This window comes from Mucilaginibacter gossypii (genome assembly GCF_017569325.2).
GTDB classification, from domain to species: domain Bacteria; phylum Bacteroidota; class Bacteroidia; order Sphingobacteriales; family Sphingobacteriaceae; genus Mucilaginibacter; species Mucilaginibacter gossypii.
The window spans coordinates 2,473,508-2,492,777 of sequence record NZ_CP071878.2; the positions used below are offsets into that span (position 1 = coordinate 2,473,508).

Annotated in this window: 19 protein-coding genes; 9 read left to right on the forward strand and 10 right to left on the reverse strand. The window is 44.3% G+C overall.

Annotated elements, in window-relative coordinates; genetic code table 11:
• Nucleotides 1–8 precede the first annotated feature (8 nt).
• The 6 genes from J3L18_RS10425 to J3L18_RS10450 form a co-directional block, all read right to left on the reverse strand.
• The gene (locus J3L18_RS10425; protein WP_129571155.1) at nucleotides 9–641 is read right to left on the reverse strand and encodes an HAD family hydrolase; all 633 of its coding nucleotides are present in this window, start codon (nucleotides 639–641) and stop codon (nucleotides 9–11) included.
• A 415-nt stretch (nucleotides 642–1,056) separates the two neighbouring features.
• Nucleotides 1,057–1,716, reverse strand: coding sequence for an MBL fold metallo-hydrolase (locus J3L18_RS10430; protein WP_129571156.1), 660 nt, complete (start codon nucleotides 1,714–1,716; stop codon nucleotides 1,057–1,059).
• A 177-nt stretch (nucleotides 1,717–1,893) separates the two neighbouring features.
• Nucleotides 1,894–3,234, reverse strand: coding sequence for a PhoH family protein (locus tag J3L18_RS10435; protein WP_129571157.1), 1,341 nt, complete (start codon nucleotides 3,232–3,234; stop codon nucleotides 1,894–1,896).
• A 652-nt stretch (nucleotides 3,235–3,886) separates the two neighbouring features.
• Entirely contained in the window at nucleotides 3,887–4,645 is a 759-nt protein-coding gene (locus tag J3L18_RS10440) for a TIGR03915 family putative DNA repair protein (protein WP_129571158.1), read from the reverse strand.
• Nucleotides 4,646–4,647: 2 nt separating this feature from the next.
• Nucleotides 4,648–5,904 (reverse strand): putative DNA modification/repair radical SAM protein, encoded by a 1,257-nt coding sequence (locus J3L18_RS10445; RefSeq protein ID WP_129571186.1) that lies wholly within the window; start codon nucleotides 5,902–5,904, stop codon nucleotides 4,648–4,650.
• Nucleotides 5,905–6,730: 826 nt separating this feature from the next.
• Nucleotides 6,731–7,339 carry a TetR/AcrR family transcriptional regulator gene (locus J3L18_RS10450; RefSeq protein WP_129571159.1) on the reverse strand — a complete coding sequence of 203 codons (609 nt, stop codon included), beginning with the start codon at nucleotides 7,337–7,339 and terminating at the stop codon, nucleotides 6,731–6,733.
• Between the two features lie 124 nt (nucleotides 7,340–7,463).
• Between J3L18_RS10450 and J3L18_RS10455 the strand changes: the two genes are divergently transcribed.
• The 8 genes from J3L18_RS10455 to J3L18_RS10490 all read left to right on the forward strand — a co-directional run bounded on the left by J3L18_RS10455 (nucleotide 7,464) and on the right by J3L18_RS10490 (nucleotide 12,716).
• Nucleotides 7,464–8,054: a carbonic anhydrase gene (locus tag J3L18_RS10455; RefSeq protein WP_129571160.1), complete on the forward strand. Its 591-nt coding sequence runs from the start codon at nucleotides 7,464–7,466 to the stop codon at nucleotides 8,052–8,054.
• Between the two features lie 57 nt (nucleotides 8,055–8,111).
• On the forward strand, nucleotides 8,112–8,741 hold the full coding sequence (locus J3L18_RS10460) for an HD domain-containing protein (protein ID WP_129571161.1): 630 nt from the start codon (nucleotides 8,112–8,114) through the stop codon (nucleotides 8,739–8,741).
• Nucleotides 8,741–9,262: a DUF420 domain-containing protein gene (locus tag J3L18_RS10465; protein WP_129571162.1), complete on the forward strand. Its 522-nt coding sequence runs from the start codon at nucleotides 8,741–8,743 to the stop codon at nucleotides 9,260–9,262. Before J3L18_RS10460 ends, J3L18_RS10465 begins: the two co-directional genes overlap by 1 nt.
• A 164-nt stretch (nucleotides 9,263–9,426) precedes the next feature.
• Nucleotides 9,427–10,305 (forward strand): NmrA family NAD(P)-binding protein, encoded by an 879-nt coding sequence (locus tag J3L18_RS10470; protein WP_129571163.1) that lies wholly within the window; start codon nucleotides 9,427–9,429, stop codon nucleotides 10,303–10,305.
• A gap of 106 nt (nucleotides 10,306–10,411) precedes the next feature.
• Nucleotides 10,412–11,254, forward strand: a complete 843-nt coding sequence (locus J3L18_RS10475; protein ID WP_129571164.1) for an oxidoreductase — start codon at nucleotides 10,412–10,414, stop codon at nucleotides 11,252–11,254.
• Nucleotides 11,255–11,264: 10 nt separating this feature from the next.
• Nucleotides 11,265–11,429, forward strand: a complete 165-nt coding sequence (locus J3L18_RS10480; RefSeq protein WP_189549412.1) for a hypothetical protein — start codon at nucleotides 11,265–11,267, stop codon at nucleotides 11,427–11,429.
• A gap of 16 nt (nucleotides 11,430–11,445) precedes the next feature.
• Nucleotides 11,446–11,805 carry a DUF1569 domain-containing protein gene (locus J3L18_RS10485; protein ID WP_129571165.1) on the forward strand — a complete coding sequence of 120 codons (360 nt, stop codon included), beginning with the start codon at nucleotides 11,446–11,448 and terminating at the stop codon, nucleotides 11,803–11,805.
• A gap of 20 nt (nucleotides 11,806–11,825) precedes the next feature.
• Nucleotides 11,826–12,716: a helix-turn-helix domain-containing protein gene (locus tag J3L18_RS10490; RefSeq protein ID WP_129571166.1), complete on the forward strand. Its 891-nt coding sequence runs from the start codon at nucleotides 11,826–11,828 to the stop codon at nucleotides 12,714–12,716.
• Between the two features lie 910 nt (nucleotides 12,717–13,626).
• Here J3L18_RS10490 and J3L18_RS10495 read toward each other — a convergent pair.
• The 4 genes from J3L18_RS10495 to J3L18_RS10510 are packed head-to-tail and all read right to left on the reverse strand — an operon-like array spanning nucleotide 13,627 to nucleotide 18,031.
• A complete protein-coding gene (locus J3L18_RS10495; RefSeq protein ID WP_129571167.1) occupies nucleotides 13,627–14,034 on the reverse strand; it encodes a hypothetical protein in 408 nt (135 codons plus the stop codon).
• 26 nt (nucleotides 14,035–14,060) lie between these two features.
• Nucleotides 14,061–15,650 (reverse strand): MFS transporter, encoded by a 1,590-nt coding sequence (locus J3L18_RS10500; RefSeq protein ID WP_129571168.1) that lies wholly within the window; start codon nucleotides 15,648–15,650, stop codon nucleotides 14,061–14,063.
• Nucleotides 15,643–16,710: an HlyD family secretion protein gene (locus J3L18_RS10505; RefSeq protein ID WP_129571169.1), complete on the reverse strand. Its 1,068-nt coding sequence runs from the start codon at nucleotides 16,708–16,710 to the stop codon at nucleotides 15,643–15,645. The genes J3L18_RS10500 and J3L18_RS10505 overlap by 8 nt, the downstream gene beginning before the upstream one ends.
• 1 nt (nucleotide 16,711) lies before the next feature.
• Nucleotides 16,712–18,031: a TolC family protein gene (locus J3L18_RS10510; protein ID WP_129571170.1), complete on the reverse strand. Its 1,320-nt coding sequence runs from the start codon at nucleotides 18,029–18,031 to the stop codon at nucleotides 16,712–16,714.
• A gap of 108 nt (nucleotides 18,032–18,139) precedes the next feature.
• Between J3L18_RS10510 and J3L18_RS10515 the strand changes: the two genes are divergently transcribed.
• Nucleotides 18,140–18,934, forward strand: coding sequence for an AraC family transcriptional regulator (locus tag J3L18_RS10515; protein ID WP_208102464.1), 795 nt, complete (start codon nucleotides 18,140–18,142; stop codon nucleotides 18,932–18,934).
• The last annotated feature ends 336 nt before the right edge of the window (nucleotides 18,935–19,270 follow it).

A 19,270-nucleotide genomic window follows, 5' to 3' on the forward strand; every position in this document is an offset into this window, starting at 1 on the left:
AACTAAACTTACAAACTCAAATAATATTGGGTAAGGGATTCAAAATCGTCAAACTTATTGTCATAATCGTCGGTGTTGCCGAAACCGTAGCTAACAAACACAAAGGGTATACCTGCAATACGTGTTTGCTCGGCATCGCCATTAGTATCGCCTATGTAAACCGGGTTCTGCAAATTGTGTTTATTCATGAGCAGATGCATATTATGGTTTTTAGGCATCTGGTTGGTGCCATAAGCCATGCTATCTGTAATAACCTCATTAATGCCTGCCCACGTTAAAAACAGCGGTATGATACCTACCGCGCAATTGCTTAAAACAAAAAGTTTGTATTTGCTTGCCAATTGTTTTAAACCCTCTGTAACCCCACCGTACATAATACCACCGCTGGTTGGCAATATTTCGCGTCTTACCTGGTTTACAGCATTGTAGATCTCCATCCCCTTTTCCTCATCAAATTCGGGCAGCATTACCCGGGTAAGTTTTTTACCATCCATACCTATCACGTGCAGCAGTTCATCTCGTTTAATAGTCCTTTGAATGTCAAGCTTTTGAAATATCAGGTTCCATGATTCGGCGTAGGTGTCAACGGCATCCCAAAGGGTTCCGTCCATATCAAAAATAAGGCTATCGGGTTTCTGCATTAGCTAAAAGTATGTTTTTCGCTAAGATGAAAAATTAACGGCAATTAATGTTCATGTTTTCTTCATTATTAATCCTCACCTTAGCATTGTGATAAGGTTAACGCGGGTCGGCTTAGCAGGAGGCTGGGCTCGCAAAGAACCCCCGCCTCTCGGCGGGGGTTTCTTTTTTAAAGGGTTATATTTTTATGGTCTCAGGTTCTCAGTTATGGTTATCTCGCTAAGACTTCCCACTTAGAAGCTGTTTAAAAACGATTCAAGATTCTTTCAGGTAGAGACGCATAATTGCGTCTCCGGTAAGACAATCGCTTTTGCAGGCCATCTTACCACCGTAAATTGCATACGGGAGACGCAATTATGCGTCTCTACAATTAAAAACAACCACATTTAAACAGTTCTTGGAACTTAAGGCTTCTTATTAAAGACTTATCCCATCTCCTACTTTATAAATTTCATGAAACTTGATTCCTTGCTTGTCAAAATGTTTTTTGTACGCGGCATAACGCTGAAGTATGAAAAAATCTTTAGCAAACCCGTCGTGCACAGGCAAAATTTGCTTAGGATGCAGCTTATCTGCAAAGGCCGAAATTGTTGGTTCATTGGCAAATGGAGCCATCGAAACCATGATCAGCAACTCGATACCTTTAAAGTTCAAAAGCTTATCTTCCATCGAATCAACGGGGTGCAATACTTTGTTATTGATTAGGAAGCCCGTCATTTGCGGTAGCGGATTATCCATGATAAGTTCGTGCCTCACCGGGAAAGCCTGGAGTTTAAATGGCCCGGCTTTATGAGTTCCCTCTTCAAGCAATGTATATTGAAAATTGATTTTCTCCAGCTCCTTTCCTACCTGCGAATTAGTGACAACCGCTGCGCCGCTTAATTCTACAATACTTTTTAAGATATCTATATCGAAATGATCAGGGTGGATATGGGTGATCACAATAGTTTTTACATCAACAAACAATTGTGGAGTAACCAGACCTTCGGCAAATGAAAACTTTCCGGGGTCAAACAAGAGCTGATAACCGTCTAATTCAAAAAGCAGGCATGAATGAAGGTATTTTGATATTTTCATAAGCGCGTAGGTTTATTTCTTAAAGATACACAGGAAAGACTTATGAAATTTTAAAAAGTTAATCCTGATTGAAAAGCGGATATCACGCTCAGTGTTTGGACTCCAGGAATTTAGGGAGCGAATTATATATAAAAGCGTAAAGCCTTACGAGGTTTTAAAACTAAGTAAGGCTGATTTTTACAACAACTCCGTAGCCAAATTGGCCAGTTCGCTCCTCTCCCCCTTTTGCAGGGTGATGTGAGCATAAAGCGGATGCCCTTTCGCTTTATCTATTAAATACGACAGTCCATTACTTTCGGCATCGAGATATGGGGTATCTATCTGGTAAATATCACCTGTAAATACAAATTTGCTGTTTTCACCGGCCCTGGATATGATAGTTTTCACTTCGTGCGGGGTGAGGTTTTGCGCTTCATCAACAATAAAGAATATCTTACTGAGCGTGCGCCCGCGAATAAAAGCCAGTGGAGCTATCGAGATTTTATCATTATTGACTAACTCATCAATTTTGGCCTGCATTTTTTCGTCGTCACCGAACTGATCCTTTATAAATTTTAGGTTATCCCATATCGGGGCCATATAAGGATCAATCTTTGATTTAATATCACCAGGCAAAAAGCCTATGTCTTTATTGCTTAAAGGAACAATAGGGCGGGTAACAAAGATTTGACGATAATATTTACGTTGCTCAAGTGCGCTGGCCAAAGCTAATAGCGTTTTACCCGTGCCGGCGTTTCCTTGTATAGTTACTAATTTTATATCCGGGTGCAATAACGCATGAATAGCAAAAGACTGCTCGATATTACGAGGGTGAATATTTAAAACAGGCTGCTCGGTAACTTTTTCAAGCTGCTTAATTTGTGAATTGTAAAAACCTACAGTATCACCTTTTTTTCCTTTTAATACGTAAAAATGATTGTTGGTGTACGAACCTATCTTTAAATTTTCGGCCGGTAAATTTTCATTTTTATTCAGAGTGGTGATCAGTTTTTCCGTCACCTTATCTACATCCGTTTTACCCGTATAAAGTTCCTCCAGGTTTTTGATCTTGCCCGTTTCATAATCTTCGGCATGCAGGTTAAGGGCTTTGGCTTTGAGGCGAAGGCAAATATCTTTTGATACCAACACTACTTTTTTGCCAGGATTTTCTTCCTGTAAGCCGAGGGCCGCGTTGAGGATGCGGTGATCCGTTTTATCTGAACCAAAAATCTGCTCGGCATCCTGGCCGGTAGTTTTAGTATCCATGGCAACTTTAAAGCTGCCTTTAGTTTTACCGTTAAGCGGGATCCATTCGTTGATCAGTCCATTGTGCGACAGGTCATCCATCAACCGGATGAAGCTTCGGGCTTCAAAGTTGCGGGTATCATTACCGTTCTTTTTATTATCGAGCTCTTCCAATACCTGAATGGGTATGGCAACATCGTGCTCCTGAAAGTTTTGAAATGCGTTGTGATCATACAGGATCACAGAAGTATCTAAAACAAATATTTTCTTCTGGTTACGCTGACCGTCCTTCATATCCGCCTAAAATAACGATTTTAAGGTTTGAAGAAAAATTTCTCCTCAAACAAAAAACCTGTAAAAGCGAAAACGGGAGTCATCTCTTGCGATTTGAACTCCCGTTTCCAAACTGTTGTTTAACCGTAGTTGCCCAACAGCATCAAGTTTTGTGTATCTCTTACCGACATGATCTTCGTCCGTTGCTCTCACGAGCGGTCGACTATTTTCAATGTCACCGGTTTCTGTTGTTTCCCTCCGTAGAGTTCTTCTTCTTAATTCCGGTACCTCCTTTAATTGCTTTCTTTTTTCAAAAGACTTTCGCCTTTTTCATTTTTTCTTGCAACTCAGGGACTTCCCTTGATCTTTAGTTCCCCCGAAGGTTCACCCGATTCAATTTCTGTTTTCCTGAAAGGCTGTCAAAGTACGTCGTTCTTGATGATTTAAATATCGGGACATTACCGTGATTTGGCAAATATTTTTGGTTGTTTTTATTAACAGTTTATTAACAATAAATCAACACTTATCAACATTAAATTTCAGTCCTTCTCAAGTATAAATTAGGGTAATTAACTGAAATACAGACTACATTATTAACATCAACCTTTATTAACAAAATGCATGAAAAACCATTTGTATCGAAAAAGAAAAAATGCGCAAAATCTTAAAAACGTTAAATTTTCTCTGTTAAATGCCGCCAATATCGCCTGGGAATATGACGCACATGAAGCCTGGTATTTTTGCGTGAAGCGATGTTTACACTGGCAAAATAATTTTTCCAAAGGATTTGATAAACACCTTCATCCTCACTATAAGCGGCAATAACATTAATTGGTGTATTTAATTCGGCAAAGTCCATTTCAACGAATCGCGTATCATGCAGGTCATAATATAAGCCATAGGCTCTTTTAATATCATAGATCATCCATTTTTGATCAGCGTACCGGCTTTTGAAGTGTTTAATTAACAACGGCAATACATTAAAATCAGGCTCAATGGCAGCATAAAAAGTTCCGTCATTCAGTTTTTGAAACCTAACAAAAGCTTCCATCCTGTGTTTTTCGCGCCGCACCATTTTTAAAATTTCCGACAGGCGCATTACATATTTATTGCCATAATCTTCTTCAATGTTTTGGTCGCTGTCAAAAACATGACGGATAAAACCAAGCACGTTGCAGTCTTCGCCGGCAATTTCGGCCATGTGACTAATGTAAAGGCGCTGCACCCCAGCAGCTGAAAGTTTTTTCCGCAATCCCTTTAATACCCGGCCGGCGCGCGCCTCGTCAGTAACAATAGGAATTACCTCTTCAAACAACGTACCGCTACGCCACTCCCCTTTCAATAACTTTACAGGATACAGTTTACGCTCGTAAATCTCAAACACAACTGTAAGCAGCCCCTCAAACGATCCGTCGTAAACCAGTGTATTCATTGTTAAAACAGGTTAAGTTGGGTTTGTGTATTTTTAATGTACTTGCTTTGCGATTGGGCCATAATAAACTGCTTAATGTTTTGCCCCGTTAAATCCCGCCGTTCAAATTCATTGCTATTGCAGATAATAAAGTATCGCGCCCGGTTAATGGCCACTCCTATTTTTTTTAGCTGTTCCCAGCCCAGCCCGGCAAATTTACGTGCAGCCAAAATTTTTTGTGCCGATAACAAACCGATACCCGGCACCCGGAGGGTCAGTTGCAAATCGGCCTTATTGATATCAATAGGAAAAGCCTGCATATTGCGGATTGCCCAACTGAGTTTGGGATCAATATCCAGATCAAGTAAAGGGTTTTGATTATTGACGATCTCGTTTACATGGAAACCATAAAAACGCATGAGCCAGTCGGCCTGGTAAAGACGATTTTCGCGCACCAGTGGCACCGCGGTATTAAGGGCAGGAAGCCGCTTATCGGCCAGCACAGGTACATAACCCGAATAATATACCCGTTTTAAGTTAAAATTTTTATAGAAATAATTAGCCGATTGCAGCACCTGCTGATCGCTTTCGGGTGTGGCACCAACAATTACCTGGGTACTTTGCCCTGCAGGTGCAAACATGGGGGCATTTTTGAAAAGCTTTTTCTCTTCTGTGTTCCGGATGATCTCCTGGTTCAAAAAATGCATCGGGTCGATCATGTCCTGCCGGTTTTTATCAGGTGCAAGCAGTTTTAATCCAGCTTCTGTAGGCATTTCTAAATTCACACTGAGCCTGTCGGCATATAACCCGGCCTCCTGCATTAGCTCCGCACTTGCACCCGGAATGGATTTTAAGTGGATGTATCCGTTAAAGTTATGCTCAGTTCGGAGTTTTTTAGCTACCTGCACTAATCGCTCCATGGTATAATCAGCATTTTTAAAAATACCAGAGCTTAAAAACAAGCCTTCAATGTAATTGCGGCGATAAAAGTTAATGGTAAGGTCAACTACTTCCTGTACCGTGAACGCGGCCCGTTTGATATCATTATTCTTCCGAGACACACAATATGCGCAATCAAAAATACAATGATTGGTAAGCAGGATCTTCAATAACGAAACACAACGCCCATCTTCCGTATAACTATGGCAAATTCCGTTACTGGCATTTCCCAAACCCTTGTCCTTATTTTTCCTGTTACTTCCGCTCGATGCACATGAAACATCATATTTAGCCGCGTCGGCCAAAATATTGAGCTTTTCCGTTATCCTGTCTACATTCATACCAACCAAAATTACTAATATTTTTAGCAATCAATCAAATTGCGGGATAAATAATGGGAAGCCATTTTGTTTTTTTTCGCTGTATGCCTCAACAACTTTTTCCTTCACGACATTGATACCGCTTTTTAGCACTATTGTTCATATTTACTTCCAGCACCGCGTGAGCATCTATAGCGAAAAATGGAACCACCTGCCCATCGTTGCGGAATTAAATATTTTTTAAAAAAAGCTCCGCAGCTACATAGATAAGCCAGATCAAGCGTTTTTGGAGTCAATCAACGCAACAAACTCTAATGTATTTGCAACAAGCGCGAAAGTAAAACTGATTTAAATGCCGTTTTTTTGAATGCCTTTACTAATCATAAAATCCGCAATGCAAAAAATCTATTCAGTCCACATTTGCCTATATCCCACTTGGGACACCTATTGCCGTTGGTACAGTGAAAAGCCTTAAATGTGTCTTGTATACAAAACAAATAGAAAAATCCAAGTGGGCGCTTTTCGAATCAGTTAACCACTTGATAGAACCAATGCATTTTTCATCAAGCATTTAAGAAGATTTAAGCGGTTCGAGAATTTGAAAAAGGCTACTTGGTGGAGATTGCTGCATGCTTGGCCACGTTGTTCCGCGTTCATCAGATAAACAGTTGTGTCGATGAATACCTAATTTTAAATATGTAATTCAGAAAGATAGTATGTAAAAGTGTTACAGAATACAATGCCCCCTTCTCCGGAACACATTGATCAATGGCTCCTGGATATCCACTAAGACACGACAATCGCCGATGGAGTTTAGGCTTCATTCAAGTAATCAACGGTTAGGTGATCAGACGTTGAGCAAATGTGTCGCCGCAGCCTTGTTGAGTTTCGCCGTGTCTTTCCGACCGGTCGCCTGTGCTACCACCATTGCTCCCAGGATGAGACTGAGTAACTGTGGTAGCAGTGTTTTGGCCTGAGCAGGTTTAACCATTTGACTTAAACGTTCCTGAATAAACGCCGATGCTTTTTCCAGGTGCCGGTCTACCTTTGCCCGAAGCGGCTTTTCCTCGTCTGTGCTAAAATCACTCAAGCCACGCGTAAAAACACAGCCATTGAAATCCGGGTCCGCGATCCAGTCATCCACCGCGTCAAAAGCAGCCAGCAACTGCGCTTTAGGCTCATTACTTGCTTCCCCTACCCGTTTTTCCAGGATATCAAACCGGAAAGCGTCCCAAAACTCCAGGTAAGCTGCGGTCAGATCAGATTTTGAAGGGAAATAACTGTAAAAAGTTCTTTTAGATACCTGGCTCTCCGCAATGATCCGGTCAATGCCGATCGTGTGTACATCATGTTCATTAAAAAGACGAATCGCGGTCTTTAGTATCCGTTCGCGTGGTTTCAGTTCTTCGATCTTCTCCGTCCGCAAATCCCTGAAGGAGCTAAGTGTATCTGCCATATTCAAAATTAAAAATTTTAAGTGCATGGATTATCAGCGGAATGTAAAAGTAGACAGTTCTGTTTACTTTTAATTGCAAAAGTATACAGATCTGTTTACTTTTGATCCAACAAAATTCACAGACATGACAAATCTTAGCCAATTCGAATTCAGGAAGCAACCCTGGTTCGACCAAGAACATTTCGAAGGCTTCAATCAAGCCATTCCCATGAAAACCATAGTCATTCATTGCTTCGACCCCCGCGCTTCGGAAATACCGCAAGCGGTAGCCAACTACTTCGGAGACGAAGTGTACCCGGGCGAAAACATCCTTGACGCCGACGGTAACCGGGTGGGTAATACCCGCACGCTGTTCACGGTATCCAATGCCGGCGGCCGCGCCTTCTCTGCGCTGCAATCCGTCGCTACTATGGACTATCTCTTTCATTTTGAGAAGGTGGTTGTGGTTCACCACTCGTTCTGTGGCGCTACCGCCTTTGAGCCGGAACATCTCATTCATTCGTTTCATGAGCATCACCATGCCGACATCGCAACACTGATCGATCATGACAGCATGGCCATACTTGACTTCGAGCAATCCGTTAAACACGACTTGGAAATGCTGCGCAACAGTCCGCTGGTGCCAAAAAATATCAAATTGTATGGTTTCTTTTATGAAATCAACAGCGGTCAGCTCACCGAGATCGCCCGTGATATCCCGGGCGAAAATCAATAACCTGCAAGCAGGCGAGCCTTGTTCGGCGACCCGCCTGTTCATTTTAATATTTAGTTCATGAATTCAATAATTTTAAAACCGGATACACCACCGGTCCGCGCGGCGGAAGCTTATGCACGCAGCGTCTCCAGCCCGATGCTGTTCAACCACGTTATGCGCTGTTATCATTTTGCCGACCTGTTCGCCAAAAAGCACCAGGTAGCGGCAGACCAGGAACTTCTGTTTCTTTCCGCTGTTCTGCATGATCTCGGTTTTACATCATCCGTGTCCGGCCAAAACCGCTTCGAAATCGAAGGCGCCGAAGCCGCAAGGCAATTCCTGCTTGAACACGGCGTGAGCGACGAGCGCGCCTGGAAAGTATGGCACAACATCGCGCTGCACGTTGGCGACCTTAACCTGTTTAAAGATGATGCTACGCGCATGCTGCAATACGGCATCCTTTATGATATTACCGGGCTGCCGGCTGGGTTCGAACTGGATGCCCAGGCAGTAGACGATGTCGTACAGCATTATCCACGGCTGGGGTTCAAACAAGGCTTCCTCGAACTGTTCGAGAACGAGTTCGACCGTAAGCAGCCCTACCCGCACCGTTTCCATATGTGCGCCTGCATCGAGCATCACCGGACCGGCCAGCTCAACATCCCAGTTCCGCAGGCCTTTTTTAATAGCGCCCCTTTTGCCGACTAATGAAAAACTACCAACGATGGATCTGGGCGCTGGCCCTGGCGATCAACGGATTGATCGCACTCTCGGCTTTTTTACCCAAAGCAGCACTACCTGGCGGCATAAAAATTATGCTACTGCCACAGATCAATGCCATTTTAAATGGCCTTACCTTTGTGGCCTTACTGGCCGCACTGATAGCCATTCGGCGTAAACGCCGCGACTGGCACCGGCGTTTCATCGGAATCGCCTTTGCCGCGACCAGCCTGTTCCTAATCAGCTACCTGGCCTATCATTTTACCACACCATCTACCAGATACGCAGGCAAAGGCACCCTGCAATATGTGTATTATTTTATCCTTATCACGCATATCCTCCTGGCCATCATCATCGTACCGCTGGCGATATACACCATAGCGCTGGCTCTCAATGACGAGATCAACCGTCATCATAAAGTGGCCCGCTGGACAATGCCCATCTGGCTTTACGTCAGCCTTACGGGTGTTATCGTTTACCTGATGATGTCACCATATTACGCGCATTAATGACACCAGCCCTGTGCTGCAGGGCTGGTTAGCCAAAAGTTTGATTTACTTACCCAATAATAATGCCTCCTTAAAGCCCCGACAATCTGTGTCAGTAATTCAGCATTCCGGGTTAGCAGCCCCCGCCAGGCCCGGGCTATCTTTGATCATTCAATATAAAACAAATGGAAAAGCAAATCAAAGTACTCATCACCGGCGCGACCGGCAAGAGTGGTGGCGCCGCCATCGATGAACTATTAAAAATGGGCTATCCAGTGAGGGCGCTCGTCCATCAACCGGATGAACGTTCGGCGCGACTGGCTGCCAAAGGCGTTGAGGTGGTAGCCGGTGACCTGTTGAACCTCGACGACATCGCTGCAGCCATGCAGGGCATCGACACCGCATACTTGTGTTACCCAGTTTTGGTGCCCGGCGTATTACAGGCTACCGCTTATTTTGCCATAGCCGCTAAGGAGAATGGACTGAAAGGCATCGTCAATATGTCGCAGATATCCGCCAGGCGGGAAGCTAAAAGCAACGCAGCCCAGGATCATTGGGCAGGAGAGCAATTGCTCAACGCTACCGGCATTCCCAGCGTTCATTTAAGGCCTACCTTTTTTGACGATTGGTTCTTGTATATCCGCGACCTGATCCGGGAAAACAACGAAATCGCATTGCCTTTCGGCGACGGACTCTGGGCACCGGTGGATTCTGCCGACCTGGGACGCGTAGTCGCCAAAGTAGCCACCAATATAACCGCCTATGCCGGGCAGATCCTTCGGCTTTACGGCCCGCAGGAATACAGCCTGGCAGAAATGGCTGCGGTCATATCCGGCGAACTGGGAAGAACGATCCGGTACCAACCCGTGACCATAGCTCAATTTTTTGAACGTAATGCCAAAAGACCGGCCAGCAAACATTTTATCCAGCACGTGACCCACGTTGCGGAAGATTGTATAAACGGCGTTTTCGCCGGGACGAACGACCTAATTGAAACCATCACCGGCCAGCAGCCGGAGACACTGTCCCATTTTTTCAGAAAGAACAAAGCGGTGTTCAGCTAAACGGTAAATCTGTGTCAGTATTCGTGCGATCCAGGTTAGCAGCACTGGCCGGCACCGGGCTACCTTTGGTGTATAAGAAATCGGTAAATCATTTAAAATCAAAATCATGAAACAAAAAATTTGGCTAATCACAGGTGCCAGCAAAGGCTTGGGCTTGGAAATCGTTAAAACCGTTCTTGCAGCGGGCGACAAGGTCATTGCTACCGTTCGTAACGACGCCGCTGGCCTAAAGGTTGCCCTGGGTAACCCGACAGACCTGTTGGTTGTGAGTCTGGATGTCACCAAAGAGGCCGAAGTAAAACAAGGTGTCAGCGAGGCCCTTAAGCAGTTCGGACAGATCGATGTACTCGTCAATAATGCTGGTTTCGGCATCGTTGGCGCGATCGAAGAAGCTTCGGATGAAGAAGTGAAGCGACAGTATGACACCAATGTGTTCGGTGTGCTGAACCTGGTCCGCGCCCTGTTGCCAGGTATGCGGGAAAGAAAGTCGGGGCACATCATCAACATTTCTTCCCTGTTCGGCTACGGTGCTTTAGCGGGCTGGGCCTTATACGGCTCGACCAAATACGCTGTTGAAGGCTTATCCGAAGGCCTGGCTCTAGAACTAGCTCCCTTTAACATCAAGGTTACCGCCCTGGCACCCGGCCTGTTCCGCACACAGTTCCTGAATGCCCAGAGTTATTCTCTGACCAAAGAGTCGATCTCCGACTACCAGACTACCACGGTAGGCCAAATGAAGGCTGTACCGGAAGCCCTGCACGGTAACCAACCCGGCGACCCCGCCAAACTGGCGCGAGTGGTACTGGAACTGGCGAACACTGAAAATTCGCCGCTTCATTTACCGGTCGGAAAGGACTCCCTGCAAACTTACCGCAGCAACCGCGATAAAGTCAGCCAGGAAATCGAAGCCTGGGCCGGTAAATTCACACCCACTGAACTCACCGCCTGAATTGCCTGCCATGAAACGTAACCTCATCAACAAGGAACTATGGCTTTACGTTATCGCCACCCTTCGTTATCTGCCCAAAACTATTATTACGCTACAGGTAGACGGGTTGCTGTTTTACAGCCCGCAAAAGCAGACCGAGATCCGGCGGCGGATGCAAGGCCTGAGCCCGATCTGAACGGGTGTGGGGGACGATGGCTGCAGCGCAGATGTTGCACCACTTCAACCTTTCGCCGGGCGGGGCATTGGGTTATTTCAGCCTTTGGGATGAGAGTTACGGGCTCAGTCGTACGATATTCAAATGGTTACTGGTGGACTTCTTTCCTGAGCAGCCGCGGGGACTGCGTATGCCCCTGAATTTTGCGATACCGCATTACCAGCAATTTGATTTTGAGCAGGAGAACAAGCTGTTGCTAGATATCCTGGACAAAGCCTGGATCACGCCAACCGACGCCTGGGGGCCGCATCCCCTGTTCGGCAGGCTGACTAGCAGACAATGGGGTAAATTGGCGCTGATCCATATTGATTGTCATTTAAGACAATATAGTACCTGATCTTTTTTAAATTGGTCCTCATGAAACACTTCCGCTCACTAAGCGAGATGCACAGCGAGAATGGCCTGCCAGAACCGGAGCACCCCATGCTCAGCCTGCTGAAGATTACGCCCGGCCTGGTCCTGAACTTCCGGGAATTCACCTGTGATTTTTACATGATCGGCCTGAAAAATATCAAAGCCGGGCACTGGCTTTACGGGCGCACGCGCTTCGATCACGAAAAAGGCTCGATGGTGTTTTGGAAACCCCGCCAGGTTATCGAGATAAATAACCTGGAGCTGGAAGAAGGTGGCTATATCCTGTTGTTCCATGAAGACTTTTTACTGGGCAGCGCCCTGCAGCGCGAGATCGGGCGGCATGCCTTTTTTGACTATGAAGCGGATGAAGCCTTACACCTGGCGCCCAAAGAAGAAAAGATCATCGTGCGTCTCTTCGAATCGATCGACGCAGAATACAATAATAACCAGGACGAGTTTAGCCGGAACATTATACTGGTCAATATCGACTCCTTATTGAAGTACGCTGAGCGTTTTTATAAACGGCAGTTTATCAACCGCCGGGAATTAAGCGGCAAAACGGTTTCGGCTTTCCAAAGGCTGCTGGACGATTTCATCCGCCAGGACAAATTGATGAAAGAGGGGCTGCCCTCAGTATCCGCACTCGCCGCCGAGCTGAACATGTCGCCACGTTACCTCAGTAATGCGCTGAAATTGGAGACCGGGAAAACCGCGCAGGAACTGATCCATATTGCGCTCATCTCGGTCGCTAAAAACCGGTTGCGGGAATCTGGCGACCATATTTCAGAAATTGCCTATTCTCTCGGGTTTGAGAACATGTCTTACTTTTCCCGGCTGTTCAGGAAAGAGGTGGGCCAACCTCCGAAAGATTTTAAAAAGACGCTGTTGAATTAAAGCCAATTGCCTGAACTGCTTCAAGGCACTTTTTTCAACAGGATCTACAAGTTGGACGGCCGATTCGCCTCCGTATCAAACCTTATTCATCTACACGGCGCGCGCGCCAGAACATCAGGTCGCCCAGAACATAGATCATTTTTTAACCGAATATCACTACGCCGTATGCGATGGAAATATGAGCATGGTTGTAATTACGCACGAACTGTAGCAACTATTGTTATGGCCGACTACATCACCGCCTTAGTTAGATATCTCTACACCTGCTATGATTGCGGGCACCCAAAAATCAATTTTAAGAGAATTTAGACCAGATGAATCTGGATATATCGCAGGCGGTGCCTATGGGCCTGATATTAAACGAAGCTATCACCGATAGTATCAAATATGCATTTAATAAAACAGGAGGAGAAATACTATTAATGCGAAGCTGTCGGAACCAGAAATCATCGCCTTACTTATTAGTGACGACGACAAAGGGCTGCCTCCAGATTTTAATTTAACCGGGACCTCTTCATTAGGGATGGAGATGATTAAGGTGCTTAGTAAGCGATTGGGAGGTAGTTTTGAAATAACAAACAACTTTGGCGTAACAGTACTGGTAATATTTAAAGTTGAGAGGCAAATAAGAGAACTTTTTGATGATAACCGGATAAGAACATATGCCAAATTCAGAACTTCTCCGTTCCGAAAAACGAATTTACATTGGTTTGCTATATGTTCTTGTTGCGTTTTTCTTTTAACTCATTGACCAATCCTTCGGTAAGCGATTTGCTGAACGTGTCACCCGTTAATCAGAGTGGCTTTAACACCATGCGTGGTTGAAAATATAAAATATACGATCGCTTCATCAGATGGATCAGACATCATGGTATTCATTGTTTTTTATAAATATAGGTATTGTTAATGCTTAGTCCCAGTTGCCTGATAGCGTAACATCCATGTCTTTATTTTTGACATCCATCTCTAACGGAAAGACGATTTTATAACTGTCCATGTTCATTTTTTGCGAACTAATCAAACCTGTAGAGTCGGCCCACAACTGCACTATACATGTTTGTTTATATAGCGCTTGTTTGAGACTCGAAGTTATACCCAGCGTAACCGGCAATGGCAGGTTTGACGGATATGAAGCAGATTTACCGATAACTCGCTGCTGATCTGCGGCGTCAACAATCCTGACGTAAACATGCTGCAAGCCGGAGTTTTTGTTTGTGTAGGCGTTTATGGTAACCGTTTTTAATTTAAAGTTTTGGTTATCTTTTTGGCATGCAGTCGTACTAACGATGATAATAGCCAACAGGGTTATATATTTCATTTGTTGTTTAATATTAAGTAATTAGATTATGCAGGTACAAGCCGGCGCGAACGCAGGTAAACTGCTGTACGATTTAGATAAGGGAATAAAGCAATAAGCAGCAAGGTTGCTACTAACATCATTGACATCAGCTCGTAATAATCCATAGCGAACCTGATTTGGATTTGCTGATTAACGGCGCCTACCAACTGCTTGTTTGCGCCTTTACTGGCTTGCTTTAACGAAAGCCCCTTTGACAACAGTTCAGTCCCACGCGTGGCCAGCGCGTGCAATGCAAATCGGTCGACTTTTGTTAGATGGTCCTGAAATGCATTGTAATGCCGGCTTTTTTCGTAGAGCTCGCAAAAATTGATGATCGCAGCACTAACACAGAAACCAACATACCCCATAGTTGAACATATCGAAGTTGCTGACGGGCCAATTGTAACAGGCACTGCAGAGATGGCATACACAATGGTGGGTACCATGATCATCCCCACGCCTATCCCCTGCATAAAAAGCGGAGCGTAAAAGTTGTTTTCATTTGCCTCTGTAGCAAACAAAAAGAACATAATGACGTGAAAAGCCAGCAATAATATAAAGCCCGGAAACCAGATAAACCTGATATTTTTTTTCTGCAGGATCATAGCACCTGAAATTATAATACCAATTATGAGGCCGCCCAGGTTGCAACTGTTTATATAACTTACGTGAATAGGATCAAGCTTAAGTACACCTGTAAAAAATGAATTGGTGATATTAACCGCAAACCGACATATATAAAGTACGAAGATGAGAAAGGCCGCGAACTTAAAATTGCGAAAGCGAAATATACCCAGATGCAGATATGGTCTTTTTAAACCTCTTTGGCGTACAATGTAAATCAATGTGCTAACTATCATAGCGGCAACGCTATAGTAAATGCGGGCATCATCCAACCAATAATATTCCTGCCCATAAATACTAATATACCCCAACAAAGTGAGCATGATGCTCCAAAACACAAAACTTTGCCAGTCGAGTTTGTATAAGTGAAAGCGGGCGTTTAACCTGACGTTATTCATACACAGCATGATAAGGCACAGGCATGGCAGGTAAGAGAACAATGCGCCCTTGTAAACCAGGTTAAAATTATAAGAGTCTATCAAATCGGCGGTAACCAAATTGGTAAAGGGCAGGATACATATCAGCATTCCGAAAAAAACCGAGAAGCTTATTTCGCGGGCCCTTTCGCTGTGCAGGCGGGTAAACATGAGGGATAAAGACAGATTTACTGTACTGGAGAACAACATCCCCTGGAAAAAACGGATCGGGAATAATATATAAAGATCATTGGTTAAATAACATACCAGTGTTGTCAGCAACTCCAACATGGTAAAAATGATAAAATATTCTTTTGCTGCCAGGAAGTTAAAGAATCGCCGTTCAAGGCTGTAAAAGGCTATATACCCGGCATAAAACAAGGCTACCGCAAATTGTATATCTGCCGGTTCGCTGCCATAATAGCCTGCTGCCGCATTGATGTTTGCAAATGGCAGAAAAAAAAGCACCAGCGTGGGCAGGATAAGCGAAAACAGGATGATCTTAATAGCCCACCCGGGAACCCAGCGTCTAAAAATTGGAATCCCCCTATCCATGGCGCTGCTGTTTTTTTGGAACGTAAACATTAACATTCATCCCCACTCTAAGCATGGCCAGCTGCTTTTTTTCAGCATCGACCCTGATACGTACCGGCACACGCTGAACAATTTTCACATAGTTACCGGTAGAGTTATCCGGAGGCAGCAACGAGAAGCTGGAACCGGTCGCGGGCGACAATGAAATGATAGTGCCCTTAAACCCCTGGTCCGGAAATGCGTCGGCAACAATTTTTACGGTATCACCTATATGCATGCCGGCAATCTGGGTTTCTTTGTAATTGGCTATCACCCATTTGTCAGTTTCGTTATCAACTATATAGGCCAGCACTTCGCCAACATTAATCATTTGACCAACCTCTACCGTACGACGTCCCATTCTTCCATCATATGAAGCCCTGATAACGGTATATTCAACATCAAGCATGTTGCGGTCAAGCAAGGCTTTTAAACGTGCAATTTCTGCCCTTAATACCGTCTTTTCTGCTATAATATCGTCTATTTTTGATTCTGCGGCTCCGTAGTTTTCCTCTGCCGACTGGAAATCGCTATTGTTCACATCCAGGGCAGCCTGAACATTTTCAAGCTGTTGTTTAGTTGCTGACTCCTCTTTATAAAGGCGCAAATAACGTTCAAAGTCAAGCCGCTGTTTCCAAACTTTTGCAGCGCTTGCTTTAATTTGAGCTTTAGCAGAACCGGCAGTTTTTTGCGTGGTGTGTATGTTACTTTTTAATACCTCTAACTGTGCCTCGGCTTTTTGTATAGCTGCCCGGGTCTGCGCAACTTGTAACGTGTACTCCCGGTTATCTATAATTAATAAGGTATCTCCCTTTTTTACCGGCTGGTTCTCTTCAAACTTTACGGCCACTATAAAACCTCCCGCACGCGATATAACAGGGTTTACGTACTCCTGTACCTGTGCGTCATTAGTTTGCTCATACTCATGATACTCCCAAAGTGTAAATACGGCCCAAATTGCCAGGGCTATAATGGTAAGGCCGGCTATCCAACCGGTTATCTTGGTAATAATTCGATCTGTTACTATATGCTTTTTTTTCATGTTAAAGTACGCCGGTGATGTTTTGAAGTAGATAATATTTGTTTTGGGCCACAATACGTGCGGTTGCCAGCTCAAAGCGTGTTTGCAGCACCTGCACATCGGCATCAAGCAAATCGGTAATTAATGAAGTTTGATTGAAATAGGTATTTTTAATAATGCGGGCATTTTCCTGTGCATGGGCCACATCAACCTCGGCCACACCAATTTGCACCAGCGATTCCTTATATCGTAAGTAAGCCTCTTTAACCTGTTGCCGCACTTTGTCCTCAATGTCTTTATGAGTGGTTTCTTCTTTATCAAGCTCCAGTTTAGCCGAGTTCACTTTATGCCTGTTTTGATAAAGTTGCGATAGCGGCATAGTAACCTTGATACCGGCAACACCAAGCGAGTACCAGGCAGGATTGTAAGGAAATAGGAATATTTGCGGGTTAGCGTATGAAAAATCGCTGTAAAGCCCAACCTTTGGCTGATAGTTGGCTTTTACCTGGCTAAGATGCAGTTTGCTAACCTGCGTTTGCTTTTCAGAAATATGGTACGCAAAGGAATGTTCCATTGCGTCGGCGAGGTATTTTTCATAAGGCGATTCTGGCACGTCAACTGAATCGAACTCTGTGGGGATGATCACACTTTCATCCGGTTCGCCCATAATGATGTTTAGTTTCTGTGTAGCGATAAGAATATCATTCTCTATGGTTACCAAAGCCATCTTACGCCTGGAAAGATCCAGTTCAACACGCAGCACATCGCTTTTTAAGACCACCCCATTTTTTTGAAGGGCTTTTATCTCCAACAATTGCTTTTCCTGATCGGCAATATCCTTAATGATCAGTTTCCTGAAGACCAAGGCCTTTTGAAGATCAAGATACAGCGCGGCCGTTTTATACCTGATGACAGAGATCGCTTCGTTATTATGGATAACCGCAATCTGGTACAATAGCTTATTCTCTTCAATTTTAAGGTTAAGCTTATTGCCATTATAAAGGTTCAGATAAAAATCGGCCCCCGCTTTGTATAAAGTGTGTATAATTTCGTGTTCCTGCGTGTGCGAAGAAAAAAGGCCATTTTCATAAATGGGCATATTGGTTGCCTTTTCAATGCTGCCAAGCAAACTTACTTCGGGCAACCGTTCCATTATTGCGTCCTTAATCTCCTCGTCAGCAATCAAATTGGCTTTTCTGGTAATCTCAATCTGCCTGCTGTTTTGTTCGGCTTTGCGCCAGGCGTCCGGCAATGTAAGGAAGGCAGTGTTTTTAGACTGGCTATATGCGCTATTTGCGGCTAACAAACCAGCAAATGCGATCAATATTTTACTGTAGTACATATTTGTGGCAAAAATATGCCTCTCACAACTGTTCACTTTCGCCTAAGTTGCCAATATTTTCATCATTCCGGCCAATTTTTATTAACTTTGAATTGCGATGATATTCTAATGACGAAGATTGGATTAATAGCTTCCCTCCCCGAAATTGATAATAAGCCGGATTCGGTTTTTGTGATGCATGAAAGATCAGAGAAATTAATCCCTTTTCATACCCATACCAAGGGCCAGTTAAGCTACGTTGAGGGCGGTCTGGCTTACATCACCACACAAAACAAAACCTATGTAGTGCCTGCAAGGCACTATTTCTGGATTCCGCAGGGCTTGATACATGAACTTCGGGTGGGCGTCTTCGCAACAGCTTTAAGATCACTTTATTTTTATTCCACCAACGACGACGCGAACGAATTTTATGGCAAACTGGGTATTTATCCGGCTAGCGAGTTGCTAATTCAAATGATCAATTATACCGAGCGTTGGGACGAACTCCATATAGGCATTGGCGATCGTAATTTCGATTTCCTGGTAGCGCTGAAGAATATGCTGCCCGACTTAAACAAAAGGTCGTTGCCTATTATGTTGCCCAAAACTGAACATGAGCTAATGCAAAAGATCATCAATTATTTAGAAAGCCATATAAGCGAAAAATTAGTTATAGCTGATGTAAGCGGACATTTTGCCATGAGCGAGCGGTCGTTATCGCGCCTGTTTCAGTCGCAATTACGTATTTCGTTTTTGCAATATGTTAAGAGCCTGCGTATGATAACGGCGATAGAGATGATTGTGAAAACACAAAAACCTATCGCTGATATTGCTTTTGAGGTGGGGTATGCCAGTGTTGCATCATTTAGTGATACATTTTATGCTTTCACCTCATCACGTCCGTCTGACTTGCGGAGGCGTTGATCTAAAAAGTCAGCTGAACGGTCAAGCTTTCCCGCTACCGCTTACCCATACACCAGTACGCTTTGCACCTTCAAGGTAGAATACCAATCTCTACTTGGCTGTCTTAAGTCCACCTATCATAAAATAGATATCATTAAACCCTTGTCTTCATTTAATCCCATACAAAGGTCTGGGGCGCTAGCCCCATCCGACGAAACCATTAAAACAATTAAGTTTTGGTGCAATTTGGTCAACCTTTTGAGCAACTCTTAGTCTGAAATACTGCCGGTCTTGCTTAGCATCCACGGCGAACAAACCCAAGGCCAGCTCTGATCAGCCAGTATTTCGCTTACGCAA